18 protein-coding genes are annotated in these 17,216 nt (G+C 61.8%); 11 read left to right on the forward strand and 7 right to left on the reverse strand.

What is annotated here, in order from left to right:
- Positions 1 to 5: 5 nt before the first annotated feature.
- The 3 genes from ACFWAD_RS04640 (at position 6) to ACFWAD_RS04650 (ending at position 1,811) form a co-directional block, all read left to right on the forward strand.
- The gene (locus ACFWAD_RS04640; protein ID WP_378541733.1) at positions 6 to 350 is read left to right on the forward strand and encodes an ArsR/SmtB family transcription factor; all 345 of its coding nucleotides are present in this window, start codon (positions 6 to 8) and stop codon (positions 348 to 350) included.
- Positions 350 to 1,021 (forward strand): cation transporter, encoded by a 672-nt coding sequence (locus ACFWAD_RS04645; protein ID WP_378541735.1) that lies wholly within the window; start codon positions 350 to 352, stop codon positions 1,019 to 1,021. Before ACFWAD_RS04640 ends, ACFWAD_RS04645 begins: the two co-directional genes overlap by 1 nt.
- A 373-nt stretch (positions 1,022 to 1,394) precedes the next feature.
- Positions 1,395 to 1,811 (forward strand): hypothetical protein, encoded by a 417-nt coding sequence (locus ACFWAD_RS04650; RefSeq protein ID WP_378530586.1) that lies wholly within the window; start codon positions 1,395 to 1,397, stop codon positions 1,809 to 1,811.
- Between the two features lie 94 nt (positions 1,812 to 1,905).
- Here the strand turns inward: ACFWAD_RS04650 and ACFWAD_RS04655 are convergent, their stop codons facing one another.
- Positions 1,906 to 2,118, reverse strand: coding sequence for a hypothetical protein (locus ACFWAD_RS04655; protein ID WP_003943015.1), 213 nt, complete (start codon positions 2,116 to 2,118; stop codon positions 1,906 to 1,908).
- A 258-nt stretch (positions 2,119 to 2,376) separates the two neighbouring features.
- On the opposite strand from ACFWAD_RS04655, the gene ACFWAD_RS04660 reads away from it, so the two are divergent.
- Genes ACFWAD_RS04660 through ACFWAD_RS04670 form a run of 3 tightly spaced genes read left to right on the forward strand, consistent with a single transcriptional unit; the run spans position 2,377 to position 5,462 of the window.
- Entirely contained in the window at positions 2,377 to 3,036 is a 660-nt protein-coding gene (locus ACFWAD_RS04660; RefSeq protein ID WP_378447568.1) for a GAP family protein, read from the forward strand.
- 15 nt (positions 3,037 to 3,051) lie between these two features.
- Positions 3,052 to 3,765 (forward strand): GAP family protein, encoded by a 714-nt coding sequence (locus tag ACFWAD_RS04665; RefSeq protein ID WP_378541737.1) that lies wholly within the window; start codon positions 3,052 to 3,054, stop codon positions 3,763 to 3,765.
- Positions 3,762 to 5,462 carry a SulP family inorganic anion transporter gene (locus tag ACFWAD_RS04670; protein WP_378541739.1) on the forward strand — a complete coding sequence of 567 codons (1,701 nt, stop codon included), beginning with the start codon at positions 3,762 to 3,764 and terminating at the stop codon, positions 5,460 to 5,462. The genes ACFWAD_RS04665 and ACFWAD_RS04670 overlap by 4 nt, the downstream gene beginning before the upstream one ends.
- Here ACFWAD_RS04670 and ACFWAD_RS04675 read toward each other — a convergent pair.
- The 3 genes from ACFWAD_RS04675 to ACFWAD_RS04685 form a co-directional block, all read right to left on the reverse strand.
- On the reverse strand, positions 5,454 to 6,275 hold the full coding sequence (locus ACFWAD_RS04675; RefSeq protein ID WP_378541741.1) for a hypothetical protein: 822 nt from the start codon (positions 6,273 to 6,275) through the stop codon (positions 5,454 to 5,456). The genes ACFWAD_RS04670 and ACFWAD_RS04675 overlap by 9 nt on opposite strands.
- 14 nt (positions 6,276 to 6,289) lie before the next feature.
- Positions 6,290 to 9,004 carry a LuxR C-terminal-related transcriptional regulator gene (locus tag ACFWAD_RS04680; protein ID WP_378541743.1) on the reverse strand — a complete coding sequence of 905 codons (2,715 nt, stop codon included), beginning with the start codon at positions 9,002 to 9,004 and terminating at the stop codon, positions 6,290 to 6,292.
- Positions 9,005 to 9,191: 187 nt separating this feature from the next.
- Positions 9,192 to 9,830 carry a TetR/AcrR family transcriptional regulator gene (locus ACFWAD_RS04685; RefSeq protein ID WP_378541745.1) on the reverse strand — a complete coding sequence of 213 codons (639 nt, stop codon included), beginning with the start codon at positions 9,828 to 9,830 and terminating at the stop codon, positions 9,192 to 9,194.
- A gap of 88 nt (positions 9,831 to 9,918) precedes the next feature.
- On the opposite strand from ACFWAD_RS04685, the gene ACFWAD_RS04690 reads away from it, so the two are divergent.
- Genes ACFWAD_RS04690 through ACFWAD_RS04705 form a run of 4 tightly spaced genes read left to right on the forward strand, consistent with a single transcriptional unit; the run spans position 9,919 to position 13,538 of the window.
- The gene (locus ACFWAD_RS04690) at positions 9,919 to 10,701 is read left to right on the forward strand and encodes an SDR family oxidoreductase (protein ID WP_378541747.1); all 783 of its coding nucleotides are present in this window, start codon (positions 9,919 to 9,921) and stop codon (positions 10,699 to 10,701) included.
- 49 nt (positions 10,702 to 10,750) lie between these two features.
- Positions 10,751 to 11,818, forward strand: a complete 1,068-nt coding sequence (locus ACFWAD_RS04695) for a dihydrodipicolinate reductase (protein WP_378541749.1) — start codon at positions 10,751 to 10,753, stop codon at positions 11,816 to 11,818.
- Positions 11,815 to 12,750: an NAD-dependent epimerase/dehydratase family protein gene (locus tag ACFWAD_RS04700; RefSeq protein ID WP_378541751.1), complete on the forward strand. Its 936-nt coding sequence runs from the start codon at positions 11,815 to 11,817 to the stop codon at positions 12,748 to 12,750. The genes ACFWAD_RS04695 and ACFWAD_RS04700 overlap by 4 nt, the downstream gene beginning before the upstream one ends.
- 38 nt (positions 12,751 to 12,788) lie before the next feature.
- On the forward strand, positions 12,789 to 13,538 hold the full coding sequence (locus ACFWAD_RS04705) for an ankyrin repeat domain-containing protein (RefSeq protein ID WP_378541754.1): 750 nt from the start codon (positions 12,789 to 12,791) through the stop codon (positions 13,536 to 13,538).
- Here the strand turns inward: ACFWAD_RS04705 and ACFWAD_RS04710 are convergent.
- Positions 13,499 to 14,539 carry a helix-turn-helix domain-containing protein gene (locus tag ACFWAD_RS04710; protein ID WP_378541756.1) on the reverse strand — a complete coding sequence of 347 codons (1,041 nt, stop codon included), beginning with the start codon at positions 14,537 to 14,539 and terminating at the stop codon, positions 13,499 to 13,501. The two genes, ACFWAD_RS04705 and ACFWAD_RS04710, sit on opposite strands and share 40 nt — an antisense overlap.
- 99 nt (positions 14,540 to 14,638) lie before the next feature.
- On the opposite strand from ACFWAD_RS04710, the gene ACFWAD_RS04715 reads away from it, so the two are divergent.
- Complete coding sequence (locus tag ACFWAD_RS04715) at positions 14,639 to 15,445, forward strand: alpha/beta fold hydrolase (RefSeq protein WP_378541758.1); 807 nt, start codon at positions 14,639 to 14,641, stop codon at positions 15,443 to 15,445.
- 30 nt (positions 15,446 to 15,475) lie between these two features.
- Here ACFWAD_RS04715 and ACFWAD_RS04720 read toward each other — a convergent pair whose 3' ends face one another.
- The gene (locus tag ACFWAD_RS04720) at positions 15,476 to 16,666 is read right to left on the reverse strand and encodes a lipid-transfer protein (RefSeq protein ID WP_378530612.1); all 1,191 of its coding nucleotides are present in this window, start codon (positions 16,664 to 16,666) and stop codon (positions 15,476 to 15,478) included.
- A complete protein-coding gene (locus tag ACFWAD_RS04725; RefSeq protein WP_378447555.1) occupies positions 16,663 to 17,136 on the reverse strand; it encodes a Zn-ribbon domain-containing OB-fold protein in 474 nt (157 codons plus the stop codon). Before ACFWAD_RS04725 ends, ACFWAD_RS04720 begins: the two co-directional genes overlap by 4 nt.
- Positions 17,137 to 17,216 lie beyond the last annotated feature (80 nt).

Genomic DNA, 17,216 nt, shown 5'->3' on the forward strand with positions numbered 1-17,216 from the left:
TTCGCATGGATGTCGAGGGCATGAATGTGGAGACCAACGTGGCGGTGCTTGCGAGGTTTGGGCATGCTCTGTCCGACGAGACTCGAACACGGATACTGCTCGAGCTGAAGACCTCGCCCCGGAATCCGTCCGACCTCGCCGAAACATTGGCTGTGACCAGGCAAAAGCTGTCCAACCATCTGGCCTGTCTGCGTGGCTGCGGCTTGGTCGTGGCTGTCCCCGAAGGACGCCGGACCAGATACGAACTCGCCGACGCACATATCGGTCAGGCTCTCGACGACCTGCTCGGGGTCGTTCTCGCGGTGGATCCGTCGTACTGCCCGGACAGCGAAGTAGAGGGGTGCTGCTGATGGTTGCGCCGCTCGATCACGTCGGTCAGTCGGCTGCCCGACGAGCGCTCTTGTCGAGAAGAATTCGCATCTTTGTGGCGATCACGATCAGCTACAACGTCGTCGAGGCGATCATTGCGTTGACGGAGGGGACGCGAGTGTCTTCCGCGGCCCTGTTCGGGTTCGGTCTTGATTCGGTGATCGAAGTGTCCTCGGCGGCAGCGGTCGCCTGGCAGTTTTCGGCTCCGGATCCGGCGAGTCGTGAGAAGACGGCACTGCGAGTGATTGCCTTCTCGTTCTTCGGGCTCGCTGCGTATGTGTCGTTCGACGCGATCCGGTCACTGTTCGGTCTGGGCGAAGCGCAGCACACAACTGTCGGAATAGTCTTGGCTGCAGTGAGTTTGGCGATCATGCCGGCCCTGTCCTATGCGCAGCGCCGAGCCGGTCGGGAGTTGGGTTCGCTCTCGGCGGTCGCGGACTCGAAGCAGACGCTGCTTTGCACTTACCTCTCGGCGGTGTTGCTTGTCGGTTTGCTGCTCAACTCGCTGCTCGGCTGGTCGTGGGCGGATCCGATTGCGGCACTGGTCATCGCCGTCATCGCGGTGAAAGAAGGCATCAACGCGTGGAAGGGCGATCCGTGCTGCCGGGTTGTGGCTGTGCCCGAGAGCGATGACCAGTGCGACTGCTGCTGAGTAGGCACTGGTTTTATCGAGTGAGCACTCTCTGCAGGGCGCCAGAGAGGGTGCTCACTCGATGAAAGGGGTGTCGGCTTCTGCACGGTTCTTAATGTGCGCGGCCCGTTGCTCGGCTGAATTTCGGAAACGTGTCGGAGAGCGATGACCAGTGCGACTGCTGCTGAGCGAGCACAGATTCAGTTGAGTGAACACCCTTACAAGTACGCCACAGCCTGTGTTCAGTCGAGGAAAAGGGTGTCAGGTCTGGTTTGCGACGCCCACAAGCGGGTACGGGGCGGTGACCTGCGGTTCATCCGCGACGGGTGATGTTTTCGCTTTCCAGCCCCTCGAGACTGAGTAGGGGAAGTGCATTCTGTCGAAAGGAACGCTGATGACTGCTCCACCGCGGGAACCCGCGAATCACCCTGTCCGGCAGGGTTTCGCGGTCGGTACGACGTTTGCAGCAGCAATTCTGCTGCTCACCGCAGGCATTGTCGCTCTGCTTCAGGGCATCGCGGCCGTCGCCGACAACAATCTGTTTGTCGTGGGTATCAACTACACGTACAAGTTCGACATCACGACGTGGGGTTGGATCCACATCATCTTGGGCATCATCGGAATCTTGGTGGCCCTCGGCCTCTTCACCGGTGCAGTGTGGGCCAGGGCGGCGGCAATCGTCATTGCGTCGCTCTCGATCATCGCCAACTTCTTGTGGATGCCGTATTACCCACTGTGGTCGATCCTGGTCATCGCGCTCGATGTCGTGGTGATCTGGGCCGTCGCGACCTGGGATGGAGACAGAGTCTAGGCGCGGAACAACTCGAGAGCAGTTGGTCCCGACCGAATCGACTCGGTCGGGACCATCGCTCGTGCGCGGGCAATCCGTCGGATGGCGGCTCGGATCAGTCTGGGAGCCGACGCATTTCGGCGACGGTCAAGCCGAGGGAATCGAGACGGGCCATGATGCTTCGCATAGCAGTGTGGTCCGCGACGGGTCCGTACAAACTGGTGAATCCACCGGCCGCACTGGCAACGCTGAGTTCGGGAAACGCAGCCTTGACACGGTCCGACACTTCGCCGTCGATGAGGAATTGATACCGAGTGGGAGCATTCATCAGTGTCCGCTCCATTTCGTAGGGCCATGAGGTCCGGGACGGCACCGCTCCGAGCCTCGAAATCACGTGTCGTCAAATGTAATCGGCGTCGCTGCCCGATCCAGGACTCCGCATCCGTGAGATCCAGTCTTACTCCCGCACGCTTCCGAGGCGTCATCCCCAACGGGTGAAAGTCGTCGCGGTTCCGTTCATCCCTTTTGTGTGAGGCTCCACAGAGCCGTCACCCCTAGTGTCGACCGGGAGAGAGAAGAGGTCGGCATGGGATCTGTCATCGGGGATCTGTTACCCCTCGCGGTCGGCGTTGCGGTATCGCCGATCCCGATCATCGCGGCAATCTTGATGTTGTTGTCCAAGCGTGCCGGCAGTACCAGCGTCGGATTCGCCTTGGGCTGGATACTCGGAATCATCGTCGCCACTGTGATCTTCGTGCTCCTGTCCAGCAAGCTCGGCGACTCCGAGGGCGATCCGTCAGCGACGGTGTCGTGGATCAAGCTGGCGTTGGGTGTGCTGCTACTTGCGTTCGGAGCCAAGCAATGGCGCGGCCGCGGAGGTGAGCACGAAACCCCGAAGTGGATGCAAGCCATCGACGACATGACTGCTGCCAAGGGCCTGGGCTTGGGCTTCGCTCTGGCCGCGATCAATCCGAAGAATCTCATGATGTGTATCGCGGCCGGAATCTCGATCGGATCCGCCTCGCTTGGATCCGGAGAAGTGATTGTCGCTGTTGTGGTCTTCACGATCATCGCCGCCTCCACGGTATGCGTACCCGTGATCGGCTATCTCGTTGCCGCGGAGCGGCTGCGCAGTCCGTTGGCGAAGCTGAAGGTGTGGTTGCAGGACAACAATGCCACCGTGATGAGCGTGCTGATCCTGGTCATCGGCGTCGTTCTCATCGGCAAGGGCATCGGCGGTCTCTGATAACTGGAGGTGGTTATGGGATCGCTGCTACTGCAACAGATCCCGCTGGCACTCGGGATCATCATGAGCCCGCTGGCGGTTGTCGCCGTTGTCGCCGTGCTCTTTTCCGAACGAGCGCGTGTCAACAGCATTGCGTACCTGATCGGGTGGTATCTCGGAATAGTTGTCGCGCTGGCCGGTTCGTACATCATCTTGACCGCACTGCAAGTTCACCAGCGCACACACCCGCCGCTGTGGGTCCCCATCCTCCATCTCGTTCTCGGGGCGACGCTGCTGGCGGGAGCTTGGTTCGTCTACTCGCGCAGCCGCCGCGGCGTCCAGGCGATGGCGGCTGCAGTTGCCCCTGGCGACGTTGTGGCTGCGGCCCCTCAGCTGCCGAAGATGCTGCAATCGGTTGAGCACTTCCAACCAATGCGATCCGGTGTGCTCGGTTTCGCGCTGTTCGTTCTCAACCCCATCGACATGTCGTGTGCCATCGCAGCAGCGATGAACCTTCGTCTCAGCACCGTGGCGCCCACGTCGCAGATCGTCTCGGCCGTGATCTTCTCGCTGGTGTCCGTGACCTCGGTTGCGGTGCCCGTCGCCCTCCTACTGATCAAGAAAGAGGAGGCAACCGAACCGTTGCAGAAGATCCGCAGCTGGATAGCCACCAACACGCACTTGCTGAACGTCGGGCTCCTCGTCCTGATCGCGGCGATGCAGATCAGTAAAGGGGTGCAAGGACTATGAGTGCTCCGCATACACGGACGTGGTGGGTTTTCGGATCGCTGTCCGACTACCAACGCGCTTGGCTTCGCCCCGACATCATTGCGGGCCTTACGGTGTGGGCTGTCCTTGTCCCGGAAGCGCTCGCCTACGCCACCATCGCCGGAGTTCCACCGGTGGTCGGACTTTATGCTGCGGTGCCGTCGCTGATTCTGTATGCAGCGGCCGGCAGTTCGCGCCATCTGATCGTCGGGCCGATGTCGGCGACCGCAGCGTTGTCCGCGGCGATGATCGCACCATTGGCTTCAGGAAACGACGGACGATTCATTGCGCTGTCTGCGGCTTTGGCGATAGTGACCGGGCTCGTCGGGCTTTTGGCGGGATTCATGCGTCTCGGATTCATCGCCTCCTTCATCTCCGAACCGGTTCTGAAGGGGTTCATCGTCGGTCTGGCGCTCACGATCATCATCGGTCAGGTGCCCAAACTTCTGGGCGTGGACAAAGGTGAGGGAAACTTCTTCGTCCAGGCGTGGACAGTGGTGAAGGAACTGGGCGAGGTCGACGGACCGACCGTGATCATCGGATTGCTCAGCCTGGCAATGGTCCTGGGCGTCAAGAGATGGCTTCCGCTCGTACCGGGTTCGCTCCTCGTCGTGCTGCTGGGCATTACCGCAGTAGCGTTGTTCGGCCTCGACGATCGTGGCATCGACATTGTCGGACACATAGACTCGGGCCTGCCGTCGATGGGTCTGCCGAGCGGTGTGGGAGCTGAGGACTACCTCGATCTGGTCGGACCGGCTGTGGGCGTTCTTCTCATCGGATTTGCGGAAGGTCTGGGCGCTGCAAAGACATACGCGGCCAAGGCCGGTTACACAATCGACGCCAATCGTGAACTGGCTGGACTGGGTGCGGCAAACCTGGGATCGGGCCTCTGCTCGGGAATGGTGGTCAACGGCAGCCTTTCGAAGACTGCTGTCAACGGGGGAGCGGGGGCCAAATCTCAGGTCAGTGGATTGGTGGTTGCAGCACTGACTCTGGTCACACTGCTGTTTCTCACCGGCTTGTTCGAGAAGTTGCCAGAGGCGACGCTCTCGGCGGTGGTCATCGCAGCGGTGATCGAACTGGTCGATTTCTCTTCTCTCGCAGCGCTGTACCGGGTGTGGACGAAGCGGTTGGGCAGCATCTACGGGCACGCCGCGCGGGCCGATTTCGCCGCGGCGATCGCGGCGATGTTCGGAGTCCTGCTGTTCGACACCTTGCCCGGATTGATCATCGGAATCGCCGTCTCGATGTTGCTGCTCCTGTATCGAGTCTCCAAACCGCATGTGGCCGCTCTGGCCAAGGACGGCACGCGGTGGGTCGACACCAGCAGTCATCCTGATCTGAAGACACTCGACGGCGTCGTAGTGGTCAGGGTTGAAGCGGGGATGTTCTTCGCCAATGCCGACCACGTGCGTGATCAGATCACCGGCTTGGTGACTGCCGGCACCACCATGGTCGTCCTCGACGCCGAGACGTCACCGTTCATCGATGTCAGCGCGGCCCAGATGCTGGCTCAGCTTCGAGATTCGTTGGCTCGCAAGAATGTGAGTTTCCGTGTGGCACGCGACATCGGACAATTCCGCGACGTTCTGTCCGGCGCCGACCAGGGCGCGCTGAAGGTCGACGTCTACCCGACTGTCTCGCAAGCGCTTGCAGGTCGGGACAACACCTCAGCGTGAGGTTCGCAGCCAGATTCCCAGCGGACCGGAATCTTTGGCCACTGATCCGACGATCGACGACGCGACAACCACGATGGCCGAGAAGATGAACAGCCAGCCGATGACGGTGAACATCACGCCCAGGAGACCGAACTCGTCCTGAGACGTCTTGGTCATCCGCGGCAGGAAAAGAGTGCCGGCCACGTGCAGGCCGGTCAGACCCGTCGCGGTGAGCAGTCCGGACCCGACGCACATGCGAGTGGTCATGCGATTTGCCGTCAGTAGCATGGGCACGGCGGTCCAGACGAGTGCCCACACCACATAGACCGCAAAAAATTCCAGGAGATTGCCCACTCCCGGAACGCTGTTCAGTTCTCGGCACAGGGCCGCGCCGACCACCGACCCGGCCACGACGAAGACGACAGCGATCCATCGCCACGCCTGACGAAGCGTCGCGGTCGGCACGCTCCAGATACGCCCGTACATGCGGCCGAGAGCGCGCGCGTAGGACGTGGAACTGATCAGCAGCATGAGCAAGCCGACGATCCCGAAAGCCGCAGCAGTGGAGGTGCTGGTGATTTCGGCGTTGGGGAGTTGGACGCCGAGGTCATCCTTGGCGGCATCGGCCAACGGCTTGAGCTGCTCCAGAGTGGACGCCGCGATCATGACCGGCAGCAAGGACGTGAAGGCCTGGGCCGCCAACGTCATGGCGCTGTCCACGAGTCCGACTTCGAAGACCCCGATGGTTGCATCGGTCGCCAACCGTCGACTCGGTGTGCCTCTAGCCCACACGGTCAGTCGATCGCGCGTATCGGAATACAGCTTCGGGGGCATGAAGGCAGTCTTGCTCAGATGAGTCCGCCGCGTCGCGCAGCCTTGAGTGCGTCGCGTCGGTTGCTCACTTCCAACTTGCGATAGATCCCACGAAGATGCGTCTTGATGGTGTTGACGGACAGGAACAGCGTGTCGGCAATCGACTCGGTGGTGTCTCCCGAAGCGAGTTCACGCAGCACGGTGTATTCGCCCGGGGTGAGGATCGGTGCACTCACCAATTCTTGTGGACGTATGCGGTTGCGTACCTGTTCGGCGAATGTTTCCTGATCACCGAAATGCCCACTGAACTCGTCGAACACCGGCCGCAGGGATGGGCCATAGTCGAGGAAGGGACGCAGCAAGTTACCGGCTTCCGCGGCGCGTAGAGCTTTGTGAAGGGAACGAAACGACTTGCGCTCGTGACCTGTTGCAGCGTGGATCCCGGCTTCGAGTGTCCAGACGTAGACGTGATGTGCGAGCAGCGGGATTTCGGAGGACCCGAGAGCTTCGGAAACTTCGGCGAGTGCTTCCGCGAACTTGTTGGACGAGAAGGCGACGGCACCCCGCGCGAGATGTATCTCCGCGGTCTCGCCGAACCGATCGGCCGCATCCCGTACGAGTCGGGCTGCCCATTCCACTTCGCCGACGGAAAGGCACGCGTTGACGACGGGCGGTAGAAGAGCCAAGGTCGCGAACGCGAAAGTACGTAATTCGATCGCGCTGAGCATCGCGTCGCGGACATCGGCGGCGGTCGAGCGTCGGTCGGTCGAGCGTCGGTCGGTCGAGCCGTCGAGACTGTGAAGGCCGAAGGTTACGACGGAGTGCCACCCGAATGCCGGCGCGCTGGCGCCGAGAACGTCTGTGCTCCGGTAGTTTCCGATCGTCGGGATGCGGTACGGAAGCTCACTCGAAGCGCAGAGATATGCAGCAAAGGCGGCCACCGACGCGGACAACTCGTACTCCGCAGTCGTCGTGATGCGATGTTCGACCGCGTAGTCCAGAGCGTAGATGGAGTGAGCCCTCATGGCCCCGATGTCGCCGCTGAGGGAAGCGACGTAGCCCAGTCCGGTCAGCGACTTCAAGACGAATCGCGCCCTGCCCCGCAGCGTCCCGAGTGCGACGGCTTGAGTGTATTCGACAGTCGCCCTTTCGAACTCACGTCGAAGTAAGTGCGCAGTCGCCAACTCCATGTGTGCGTAGGCTTCGACGTCGGAGTGCGTGCTGTTCTGACGCTGCTCCAGACGTGACGCCAGCGGCTCGCTGTCGGAAGTTACCGTAACGCAGGATATTTCCAGGCTCATTGCCTGAAACAGTGGGTCGTCTGCAATCGGTGGATGAGTGGCTTCGAGAAGATCGAGGCACGTCGTCGCCGAGGTGACGTCACCGGAATGGAGGGCGGCCGCCGCCAGCACCAGCCGGGTGATCGGGGCTTCAGAGACCTGCGTCGACACGGATTCGAGGACTCGCACGACGTCTCCACAGTGCCCGTCGAGTACGAGGCCCAGCCCGCAGCGTTCGAGAAACGCGATAATGCGGACTGGTTCGCCGATCGACACCTCGAGTTCGAGCGCTTCGAGTTCGAGGTGATTGCTTTCGAACCAGGACGCGGCTCGCAGGTGTGCGCGGTTTCTCTCGTCGTGATCGACGCGACGGAACTCTGCCCGAAGATGTTCGCGCAACAGCGGGTGATAACTGAACCACGTTGTGTGATCGGCCGAATCGGTGCGGGTCACAGGGAAGTTGAACTGAATCAGCGAGTCGATCTCGGATCGCGCGTTCGAGTCGGTCAGAGTTTCCGCCAGTTGGGCGGAGAAAGAATCGACTACCGATGTCCGCAACATGAACGAGGTGACATGTTCGGGCAAGGACGTCAGTACCTCGTCGACGAGGAAGTCTGCGATCGGGCGGGGTGTGTGCGTGAACTCGTCGAGCGCATCGCCGATGTCGCTGCGGCCCGCCAGAAACGCTGCGGTGAGGCGAACGACGGCGCCCCACCCCTTGGTGAAGTTCTCGACGATTGCAAGCTCGTCGTCGCCCAGCGTGATGTTGTACTCACCGAATATCGCGGTGATCTCGGAGCGATCGAAAGCAAGATCGGTGGATGCGAAGCGGGTGAGTCGGCCGTCGAGAGCCAGGCGATGCCACGTGAGCGGTGGTTCGTAGCGGGCGGCGACGACGATCGACAGGTTGCCAGGCGTCTGGATGAGTATTCGATCGAGCAGACTGATCGACATCGGATCGTGGAGGGTGTGAACGTCGTCGAGGATCAACGTTGTTCGGCGCTCATGCGTTTCGAGGGTTTCCGCGAAATGCGCGAGCCATTGATCGACAGGTGGCCTGGATCCCGTCTGCGCGGGAAGCCTCTGGCCTGACGTGTCGACGGATGTCGCGATCGCCTCGGCGAGGGATTCACACAGTATCGACACGTTGTTGTCGCGCTCGGCCAGTGTCAGCCAGGCCAGCGCAACATCAGGGGAGGCTCGCGAATATTCGCGAGCCCAATCGGCCAGCAGCAAGGTCTTCCCCGCCCCGGCCGGAGCCGAGAGCAGTCCGACGGGCCCGGGTCCTGAGCCTGTGGTGGCAGTGGAGGCGGTGAGTTTGCGATGCAGGCGCGGACGCGGGACCAGTCCTTTGACGGCAGATGGCGGGTGAAAACGACCGTTGAGTACGGCACCTGGCACGTGCGCTTGCCCGACGCGGTGAGACGCGTCGAGCGTTAGTGCAGCGGCATCACGAAATGGGCTGCTCATCCGACTCCTGTTCGACTGGCTGCACTGGACGTGACCGCTGGATCGACATTTTGAACGAGTTAGATGATGTGAAACTACCCAATTCGGACACTTGTTAAGCGTCCAAATCAAAAATTCGGACCAAAGTCCCTGATTTAGCGAGTCCCGATTTCGAACTCCACGAATCGTCCGTTCGGCTCTACCGCGCTCAGGTGATGTCCTGGTCCTTCGGCGTGACGCCATGGAGCAATATGTCCGGCATTCGTTCGACCAGGGGTGCGGATTCGTCCTCGGGCATCAGCATTCTCAGGACCATCGTGCCGCCGACGATGAACAGCATCGTTGCCTGAGCGTCCCGCATCGCGTCGGTATCACCGTCGCCGCGGTTCAGCATCTGCGCGAGCATGGCGATGCCGGGGCCGCCGAACTCCGACCACAATGTCGACGGCAGGTCGCCGCGCTCGGCGAATGCGGAGAGCAGGCCCGGCAATGCGGCCTTCACCTCCGGCTTTGCAAAGAGTTCCAGGGTGTAGTTGCACGAAGCCCGTACCCATTCTTCGGGGTCGGTGGCGTCGGCGACGGGCGGAGGCTCGTCGACCCAACCGAAGACTGCTTCGAAAACCAGGTGGGTCTTGGACGGCCACCGACGGTACAGGGCGGGCTTGCCGACGCCGGCGCGCTCGGAGATCGCCACCATCGTCGTTTTGTCCCAGCCGACCTCGGCCAGCAACTCGCGTGCTGCGGCCAGGGCTGAATCACCGATGGCGGGATCGCGGGGCCTCCCGCGTAGCCGTTCGGTGTCTTCGTCTGGGGTGACGATGTCCGGGGTGACTTCTTCGAAATCCATTGTGAATAGCGTAACGCAGTGTTACGTTTCTCCATATTCGTAACACGGCGTTACGTTATCCCTCGGGTGCCCTGTGGAGGTGCGCGTCATGACTCAATTGCTCGAAGATTCGACCGTGGTTGTTTCCGGTGTCGGAACCGGTTTGGGGCGTGAAATCGCTTTGGCTGCAGTCCGTGACGGGGCCAATGTGGTGCTCGGCGCAAGAACCGAAGAGAATTTGAAGTCCGTCTGCGAGGAGATCGATCCGACCGGCGCTCGCGTCGCCTATTCGGTGACGGACATCGCCGATCCGGAGTCGTGCTCGCGCTTGATCGATACTGCCACCGAACGTTTCGGCCGGGTGGATGCGCTGGTCAACGTCGCGGCCAAGGAAGACGTGTTCGGCGGACTCGAAGGCGCTGATCTGAGTGCCTGGAAGGCGATGCTGGACGTCAACGTCATCGGAACTCTCACTTTGACGCAGGCGGCGTTGCCCGAATTGAAGAAGCGCGGCGGCTCTGTCGTCATGATCGGCTCGCAGGCCATGTTTCATCCGCAGTTGCCCCAATCGGCATACGCGACGTCCAAGGGTGCGCTGTACGCAGCGATGTGGTCGCTGGCAAAAGAACTGGGACAGTATCGAATCCGTGTTAACACCGTAGTTCCCACGTGGATGTGGGGACCACCGGTACAGCTTTACGTCGGCCTCGCGGCGGCCGACCGTCGGGTCCCCGAAGAAGACATCATCGCCGAGATCAGCAAGAACATGCCGCTCGGTGAAATCCCGGCAGACGACGACGTAGCGGATGCCGTGGTCTTCTTCGCGTCCAATCGCGCGCGAATGTTGACCGGGCAGACGCTGTTCGTCAACGGCGGCGAGTTCTTCCGCTGATCGTCGATACACCATCTGTTGACTCTGCTCTGGAAAGGACTGTACTGCAATGAAACACAAGGTCATCGTCTGGGGAACGGGCGTCGTGGGGAAGTTGGTCATCCGCGAACTGCTCGATCATCCCGAATTCGAACTGGTCGGCGTGATCGTGCACAACCCGGAGAAGGACGGCGTCGACGTCGGCACACTCATCGGAGTCGAGCCGGTGGGGTTGGCCGCCACGATCGACAGCGAGGCAGCACTCGCCGTCGATGCTGACGCGGTTGCATACTTCGGTCCGACTGCTGAATTCGCCGTCGAGAACATCGCGAACATGTCTCGCTCTCTGCTGTCAGGTAAGCATGTGGTGTCGACGTCGATGACGCCGTTGGTCTACCCGCAGGTGTGCCCGAAAGAAATGCTGGAGGACCTCGAAAAGGCTTGTCGTGAAAGCGGAAAGTCGTGCTTCACCACGGGAATCGATCCGGGATTTGCCAACGATCTCTTCCCGTTGACGCTCATGGGCGTCTGTGGCCGGGTGGACAGCGTCCGCGTGCAGGAACTGTTGGACTACGCGAACTATGCAGGCGACTACAGCTCCACGATGGGAATCGGCGTGTCGGTCGATACTCCGGCGGTACTCGAGATTCCCGAGGTGTTGATCTTCGCCTGGGGTCACACCATTCCGATGATCGCCGACGCCGTCGGAGTCAAGTTGGACCGTATCGACACCGTGTACGAGAAGTGGGCCGCCACCGAGCCGATCACGTATCCGTTCGGTGTCATCGAACCCGGTCAATGTGCCGCAGTGCGATTCGAGATCCGCGGTTGGGTGGGTGACGAGGCGAAGATCGTGATCGAGCACGTCAACCGCATCACCAACGATGCCGCAACACACTGGCCCAGAGCAACTTCCGTGGAGAACGACGTCTACCGCGTGATCATCAAAGGCAGTCCGGACATCACGCAGGAGACCGCGTTCCGTGGGGCGCTCGACGGAGATCCGATCACCGGAGGTTGCCTGGCGACGGGAATGCGAGCGATCAACGCCATTCCGATGCTCGACGACATCGAAGCCGGGCTCGTTTCAGCGCTGGATCTTCCCCTCATCGCCGGGCGAGGCACCATCCGATCATGAAGGTGCTCTTGACGGGAGCCTTCGGGAACATCGGTTCGCACGTTCTGACGGAACTCGTGCGCAGAGGTCACGACGTTCGTTGTCTTGCGCTGGCAACTCCCGAGGATCGCAAGCGGGCGAACGCCTTTCACGGGATCGAGACGATCTGGGGCGACATTCGTGACTACCAGACCGTCGAGGCCGCGGTGGCAGGGGTAGATGTCGTAGTTCACTTGGCCGCAGTCATTCCGCCTTCCAGTGAACTCGACGTTGCTGGTGCGGCGAAGGTCAATGTCGAGGGAACTCGTAACGTCGTCACGGCAGCGCTGGCGCAGAGCGGTCCACCGAAAGTTCTCTTTGCGTCGACATTCGATGTTCACGGTCGAACGATGGATCGGAAACCGCCTCGTAGAGTGGATGATCCACTCGAGGCGACGGATGGTTACACAGCCCAGAAGATCGAAGCCGAACGCATAGTGCGAGAGTCCGGTCTGACGTGGTTCATCCCGCGGTTCGCCGACGTTCCGATCATCGCCGCACGTGGGGCCGATCCCATCATGTTCGAGATCGGCTTGGACAACAGGATCGAGGTGCTGCACCCAGATGATGCGGCCGTCGCTCTCGCCAACGCACTGGAGACGCCGCAGGTGTGGGGCCGGGTGCTGTTTGTCGGTGGTGGTGAGTCATGTCAGGTGACCTACCGTGACTATCTGGCGAGGATGCTTCGCGCCATGGGGTTGGAACCGTTGCCCGAGAGAGCTTTCAGCGGCAAGGAATATGTGACGGACTGGGTGGATACCGAGGAGAGTCAGCGGCTGTTGCGGTATCAGAGCCGTAGCTTCGACGACATCACCGCGGACATCGCAGCCACGCTCGGCTGGAAACGGTGGATCATTCCGGCGATCAAACCGGTGGTGAGACGATCGATGTTGAAGATGTCGCCCTATCTGTGATTCTCGGGCCATTCGGCCGGCTGTGGAAGACTGGTTCCATGAAGCGGATGTCGAGAGCTGTCCTCGCAGGCGGAATAATCGCAGCGTCGGTAACCGGAGCCTTGGTGGGTTGCAGTTCTTCCGACACCTCGGTGGCGCCGACCACCGCGTCGTCGTCAGCGACGGCACCGCCTGCAGATGCCAAGCCGCCGTCGTCGCCGGAATCCGAACGGGCACTCTTCGATGCGGTGGACCGCAATGATCCGGCAGCGATCACCGCTGCCCTGGCTTCCGGTGCGAACATCGAAGCCCGCGATCAGGACGATCGGACTCCGCTCGTCGAGGCCACCAAGAACAACGCCGTCGCTGCGGCGTCCACGTTGATTCTCGCTGGTGCAGACGTGAACGCGAAGGATTCCATGCAGGATTCGGCCTTCCTGTATTCCGGAGCCGAGGGATTGAACGAGATTCTGGCGCTCACGCTCGCCCACGGCGCGGACGTCGACAGCGTGAACCGTTACGGCGGTACGGCTCTGATTCCCGCGAGTGAACACGCTCATGTCGAGACCGTCCGGATGCTGATCGCTGCCGGGGTCCCGGTCAATCACGTCAATGATCCGGGGTGGACGGCGCTACTCGAAGCTGTTGTCTACGGCGACGGTTCCGCGCGCTATATCGATGTGATCACTCAGCTCCTCGACGCTGGGGCAGATCCCTCGATCCGGGATGCGTCAGGAAAGACCGCGTTGGACAATGCCGAAAGTCGTGGTCAGTCAGACGTTGTGGCGCTACTTGAATCGCGGAGCTGACGCCAACGAGTCGGGCTGATTCCGTAGGCCAGGCGAAAGCGTCGGCTGAAGTGGCCGGCGTCGACAAAGCCCGCCCGGTGCGCGATGGTCGCGATCGGCAGGTCGGCGGTGGCCGGTCCACGAAGTTCTTCGCGAGCCTTCTGCAGACGCTGGGTGATGATCCATTGCTCGATCCGAAATCCGTTGTCCGAGCAGATCTTGTACAGCTGTCGCAGTGAGATGTTGTGGGCGTGAGCAATTCGTGCGGGATGCAGTGCTGGATCGTGAAGGTGTTCGCGGATGTATCGACGGATCGAAGCCGCGGCGAGTGTCGATCTCGGGGCCGAAGCGTCGGGATTGGAATGCGCGATGGAGGTGACCAACGCGCGCGCGAGTTCGATCGAAGCCTCACCCAGTTGTTCGGCCGCGGGATCGGTGTCCAACAGGTCGGCGCAGCGGAACAATTCGCGAACGTGCGCGATCATCAAGGGGTACAGATTGCTGTGATGAGGCCGGGTCGCTGCGTCGCGGACGGTCTCGATCGGCAATCCCAGACGATCCATCGGAACGTAGAGGCACTGGGAAGCGCCCGCTCCCGACCAGGAGAAATCGTAGGTCGACGTCAGGTCCGTCATCAACAGTTCACCGGCGGGCACTCTGCGTTGTTCGTCGTGTTGGTCGAGATGGCCGATCCCGCTCTCCTGCAGGGCAATCGCAAGGACGGGCATCGATGCGGACCGGACGTGGCGTGGTGTTCGGGCCAACCGCATACCAGTCGACTCGGAGCGGAACAGTGATGCCGCACCGAGGTTCCACACGTTCATTCTTGCGCTCACCCGTTCCGGGGTCTCCAAGTGGATTGCGCACGGAACCGAGGCACGACCCATCGCGTCGACAAAGGCGTCCGTGCGTTGGTCAGGCTCCAGCACGGATGTATCCAGGAGCAAAGCCATGCAGCCCTGATACCCCGCGATGCGGACGCTCAACCAGAAGTTGTGCAGTGTGAGCCCAGAAGTCTGCACGGACAGTCACGTCCGTCGCACCAGGTATTTCTAGGATCGAAACGGGCATGTCCCGGCTTACCGCAGTTTCTCGCTTTTCGACGAGAGTGAAGGAAACGCATGAAGATCTCACGTGTATTCACATCAGTTCTGGCGTTGCTCATGACGGTTGCGGCCGGACTGATCTTCGGCTCTGGTGCCGCGGTGGCAAGCCCCATGCCAACTGTCGTTCTCGTTCACGGCGCCTTTGCCGACGCGACCAGTTGGGACGGCGTTGCCGCCGACCTCCGTTCGCGTGGCTATCGAGTCGTGGTGCCGGACAATCCTCTACGCGGGCCCGCTTACGACGCATCCGTGATCGAGAAGACGGTTGCGGATATCGACGGGCCTGTCGTGCTCGTCGGCCACTCGTACGGCGGCGCGGTGATCACCAATGTCCACGACCCGAAGGTTCAGTCGTTGGTGTACATCGCGGCGTTTGCTCCGGTTCAGGGTGAGCCGGTGCAGATCACGATCGATCCCATCAGGTTCCCGGGCAGTCAATTGCTGCCTCCGGCGTTGGGATTGAAGATCGTGGACGATCCTCACGCGATCGGCGGTAAGAACGTCGACGGCTACGTCACTGACGAGTATTTCCATTCCGTCTTCGCACAGGATGTTTCCGACGAGACAGCGGCAACGATGTTGGCACATCAGAAGTCCGCGGCTTTGTGGGCGAACCTCGAACTCGGCGGGCCGCCGTCCTGGGCGAACACACCGAGCTGGTATCTGGTCGCCGGTGAGGATCGCGTGATCCCGGCGACGGCGCAGCGCTTCATGGCAAATCGCTTGGGCGCGAGCACCAGCGAACTCCCGACGTCGCATGCCTCGCTGGTTTCACAGCCAGGGGCAGTGGCAGACGTGATCGTGGCGGCCGCTCACGGTTGAGTGAGCGACCGCCACGAAAGCAGAACAGGGTCAGGCGGAAACGATCACCGAGGAGCCGTGGCCGAACAGGCCCTGGTTGGCGGTGATGCCGATGCGAGCACCGTCGACCTGGCGGCCTTCGGCCTGCCCACGAAGCTGCCAGGTGAGCTCGCAGACCTGCGCAAGTGCCTGTGCGGGAACGGCTTCGCCGAAGCACGCGAGACCGCCGGACGGATTGACCGGGATGCGGCCCCCGATGCTGGTGTCACCCGCACGCAGTAGGTGCTCGGCCTCGCCGCGCTTGCAGAGGGCGAGGTCTTCGATCCAGTCCAGTTCCACCGAGGTGGCGAGGTCGTAGACCTCGGCGACGTCGACGTCCTCGGGAGAGATCCCGGCTTCTTCGTACGCGGCGTAGCCGATGGATTCCTTGAACGTGCGTTCCGGAGCGGGGACGGCGGAGCTGGAATCGGTGGAGAAGTTCGGCATGTCCATGATCGTCTGCGGGAACGTCGGCGTGACTGTCGAAATAGCCTTGATCCGAACAGGTTCCGCGATACCCATCTTGCGGGCGTATTCCATCGACGTCAGCAAGATTGCGGCGCCACCGTCCGACGTTGCGCAGATGTCGAGCAGGTGCAGGGGATTGGACACGACGGGGGAGGCCAACACGTTTTCGACGGTGACTTCCTTGCGGTAGCGCGCATTCGGATTGGCCAGCCCGTGCTTGGCGTTCTTGACCTTCACGTTGGCGAAGTCCTCAGCGGTCGCGCCGTAGAGGTCGATGCGACGACGCGCGTTGAGCGCGAAGTACGCCGGGTTGGTCATGCCCATGAGTCGGAAGCGCAGCCAGTCCGGGTCGTCCCAACGCTCACCGGCGACGGGTGCGAGGAAGCCCTTGGGCGTGGTGTCGGCGCCGACGACCAGCGCAACCTCACTGAGGCCGGCCAGGATTCGAGCGCGGGCGGTGTCGAGTGCCTGGGCTCCCGTCGCACACGCGGCGTACGACGTGGCGACGCGAGCGCCGTTCCAGCCGAGTGCCTGGGCGAAGGTGGCTCCGGCGACGTATCCGCCGTACCCGTTGCGGACGGTCTCGCCGCCGACGATGAAGTCGACGTCCTGCCAGTCGACACCCGAATCGGCGAGCGCGGCGCGAGCGGCGGCGACGCCGTACTTCACGAACGACTGGCCCCACTTGCCCCAGGGGTGCATGCCCACACCGAGTACTGCGACGTCCTTGCTCATGACTGCGACTCCTGATCGGCGGCGACAGGCTTCCAGCGCCACGTCGTACGAACTCCGGTTTCGTCCGTGTACAGCGGCTCGACAACCAATTCGACGGTATTGCCGACCTTGAGATCGTCGACGCCGTAACCGTCGGCCACCTGGCCGAGGATGACGATGCCCTCAGGCAGCTCGACTGCGGCCAGAGCGAAGGGCTCGTACGGATCCGAGCGCGGGATGTACGGCGGTGGCGGCTGGTACTGCGCGTCGGTGTACGACCAGACGGTGCCGCGGCGGGAAAGTTCCACGTCGTCGAACTCCTCGCTGAAGCAGCTCGGGTTCTTGCAGAACGTCGCCTCACGAGGGAAGGAAATGGTGCCGCAGGATTGGCACTTCGTGCCGATCAGAGCAGGTTCGTCGCCGGTGGTGAACCAACCCTCTACTGCAGGTGTCACACTCCCGTTCGGCGCCGGCGTTGCAGTCTCGCTCATGCAATCCTCATCTGGTTGGCGCGCCTGATCCTGAGATCGTGGCCCGCTGTGCCGCTTACTGGAACAGGTTGCAGTATTAC

It is taken from the genome of Rhodococcus sp. NPDC059969 (genome assembly GCF_042738325.1).
Lineage (GTDB): Bacteria > Actinomycetota > Actinomycetes > Mycobacteriales > Mycobacteriaceae > Rhodococcus_F.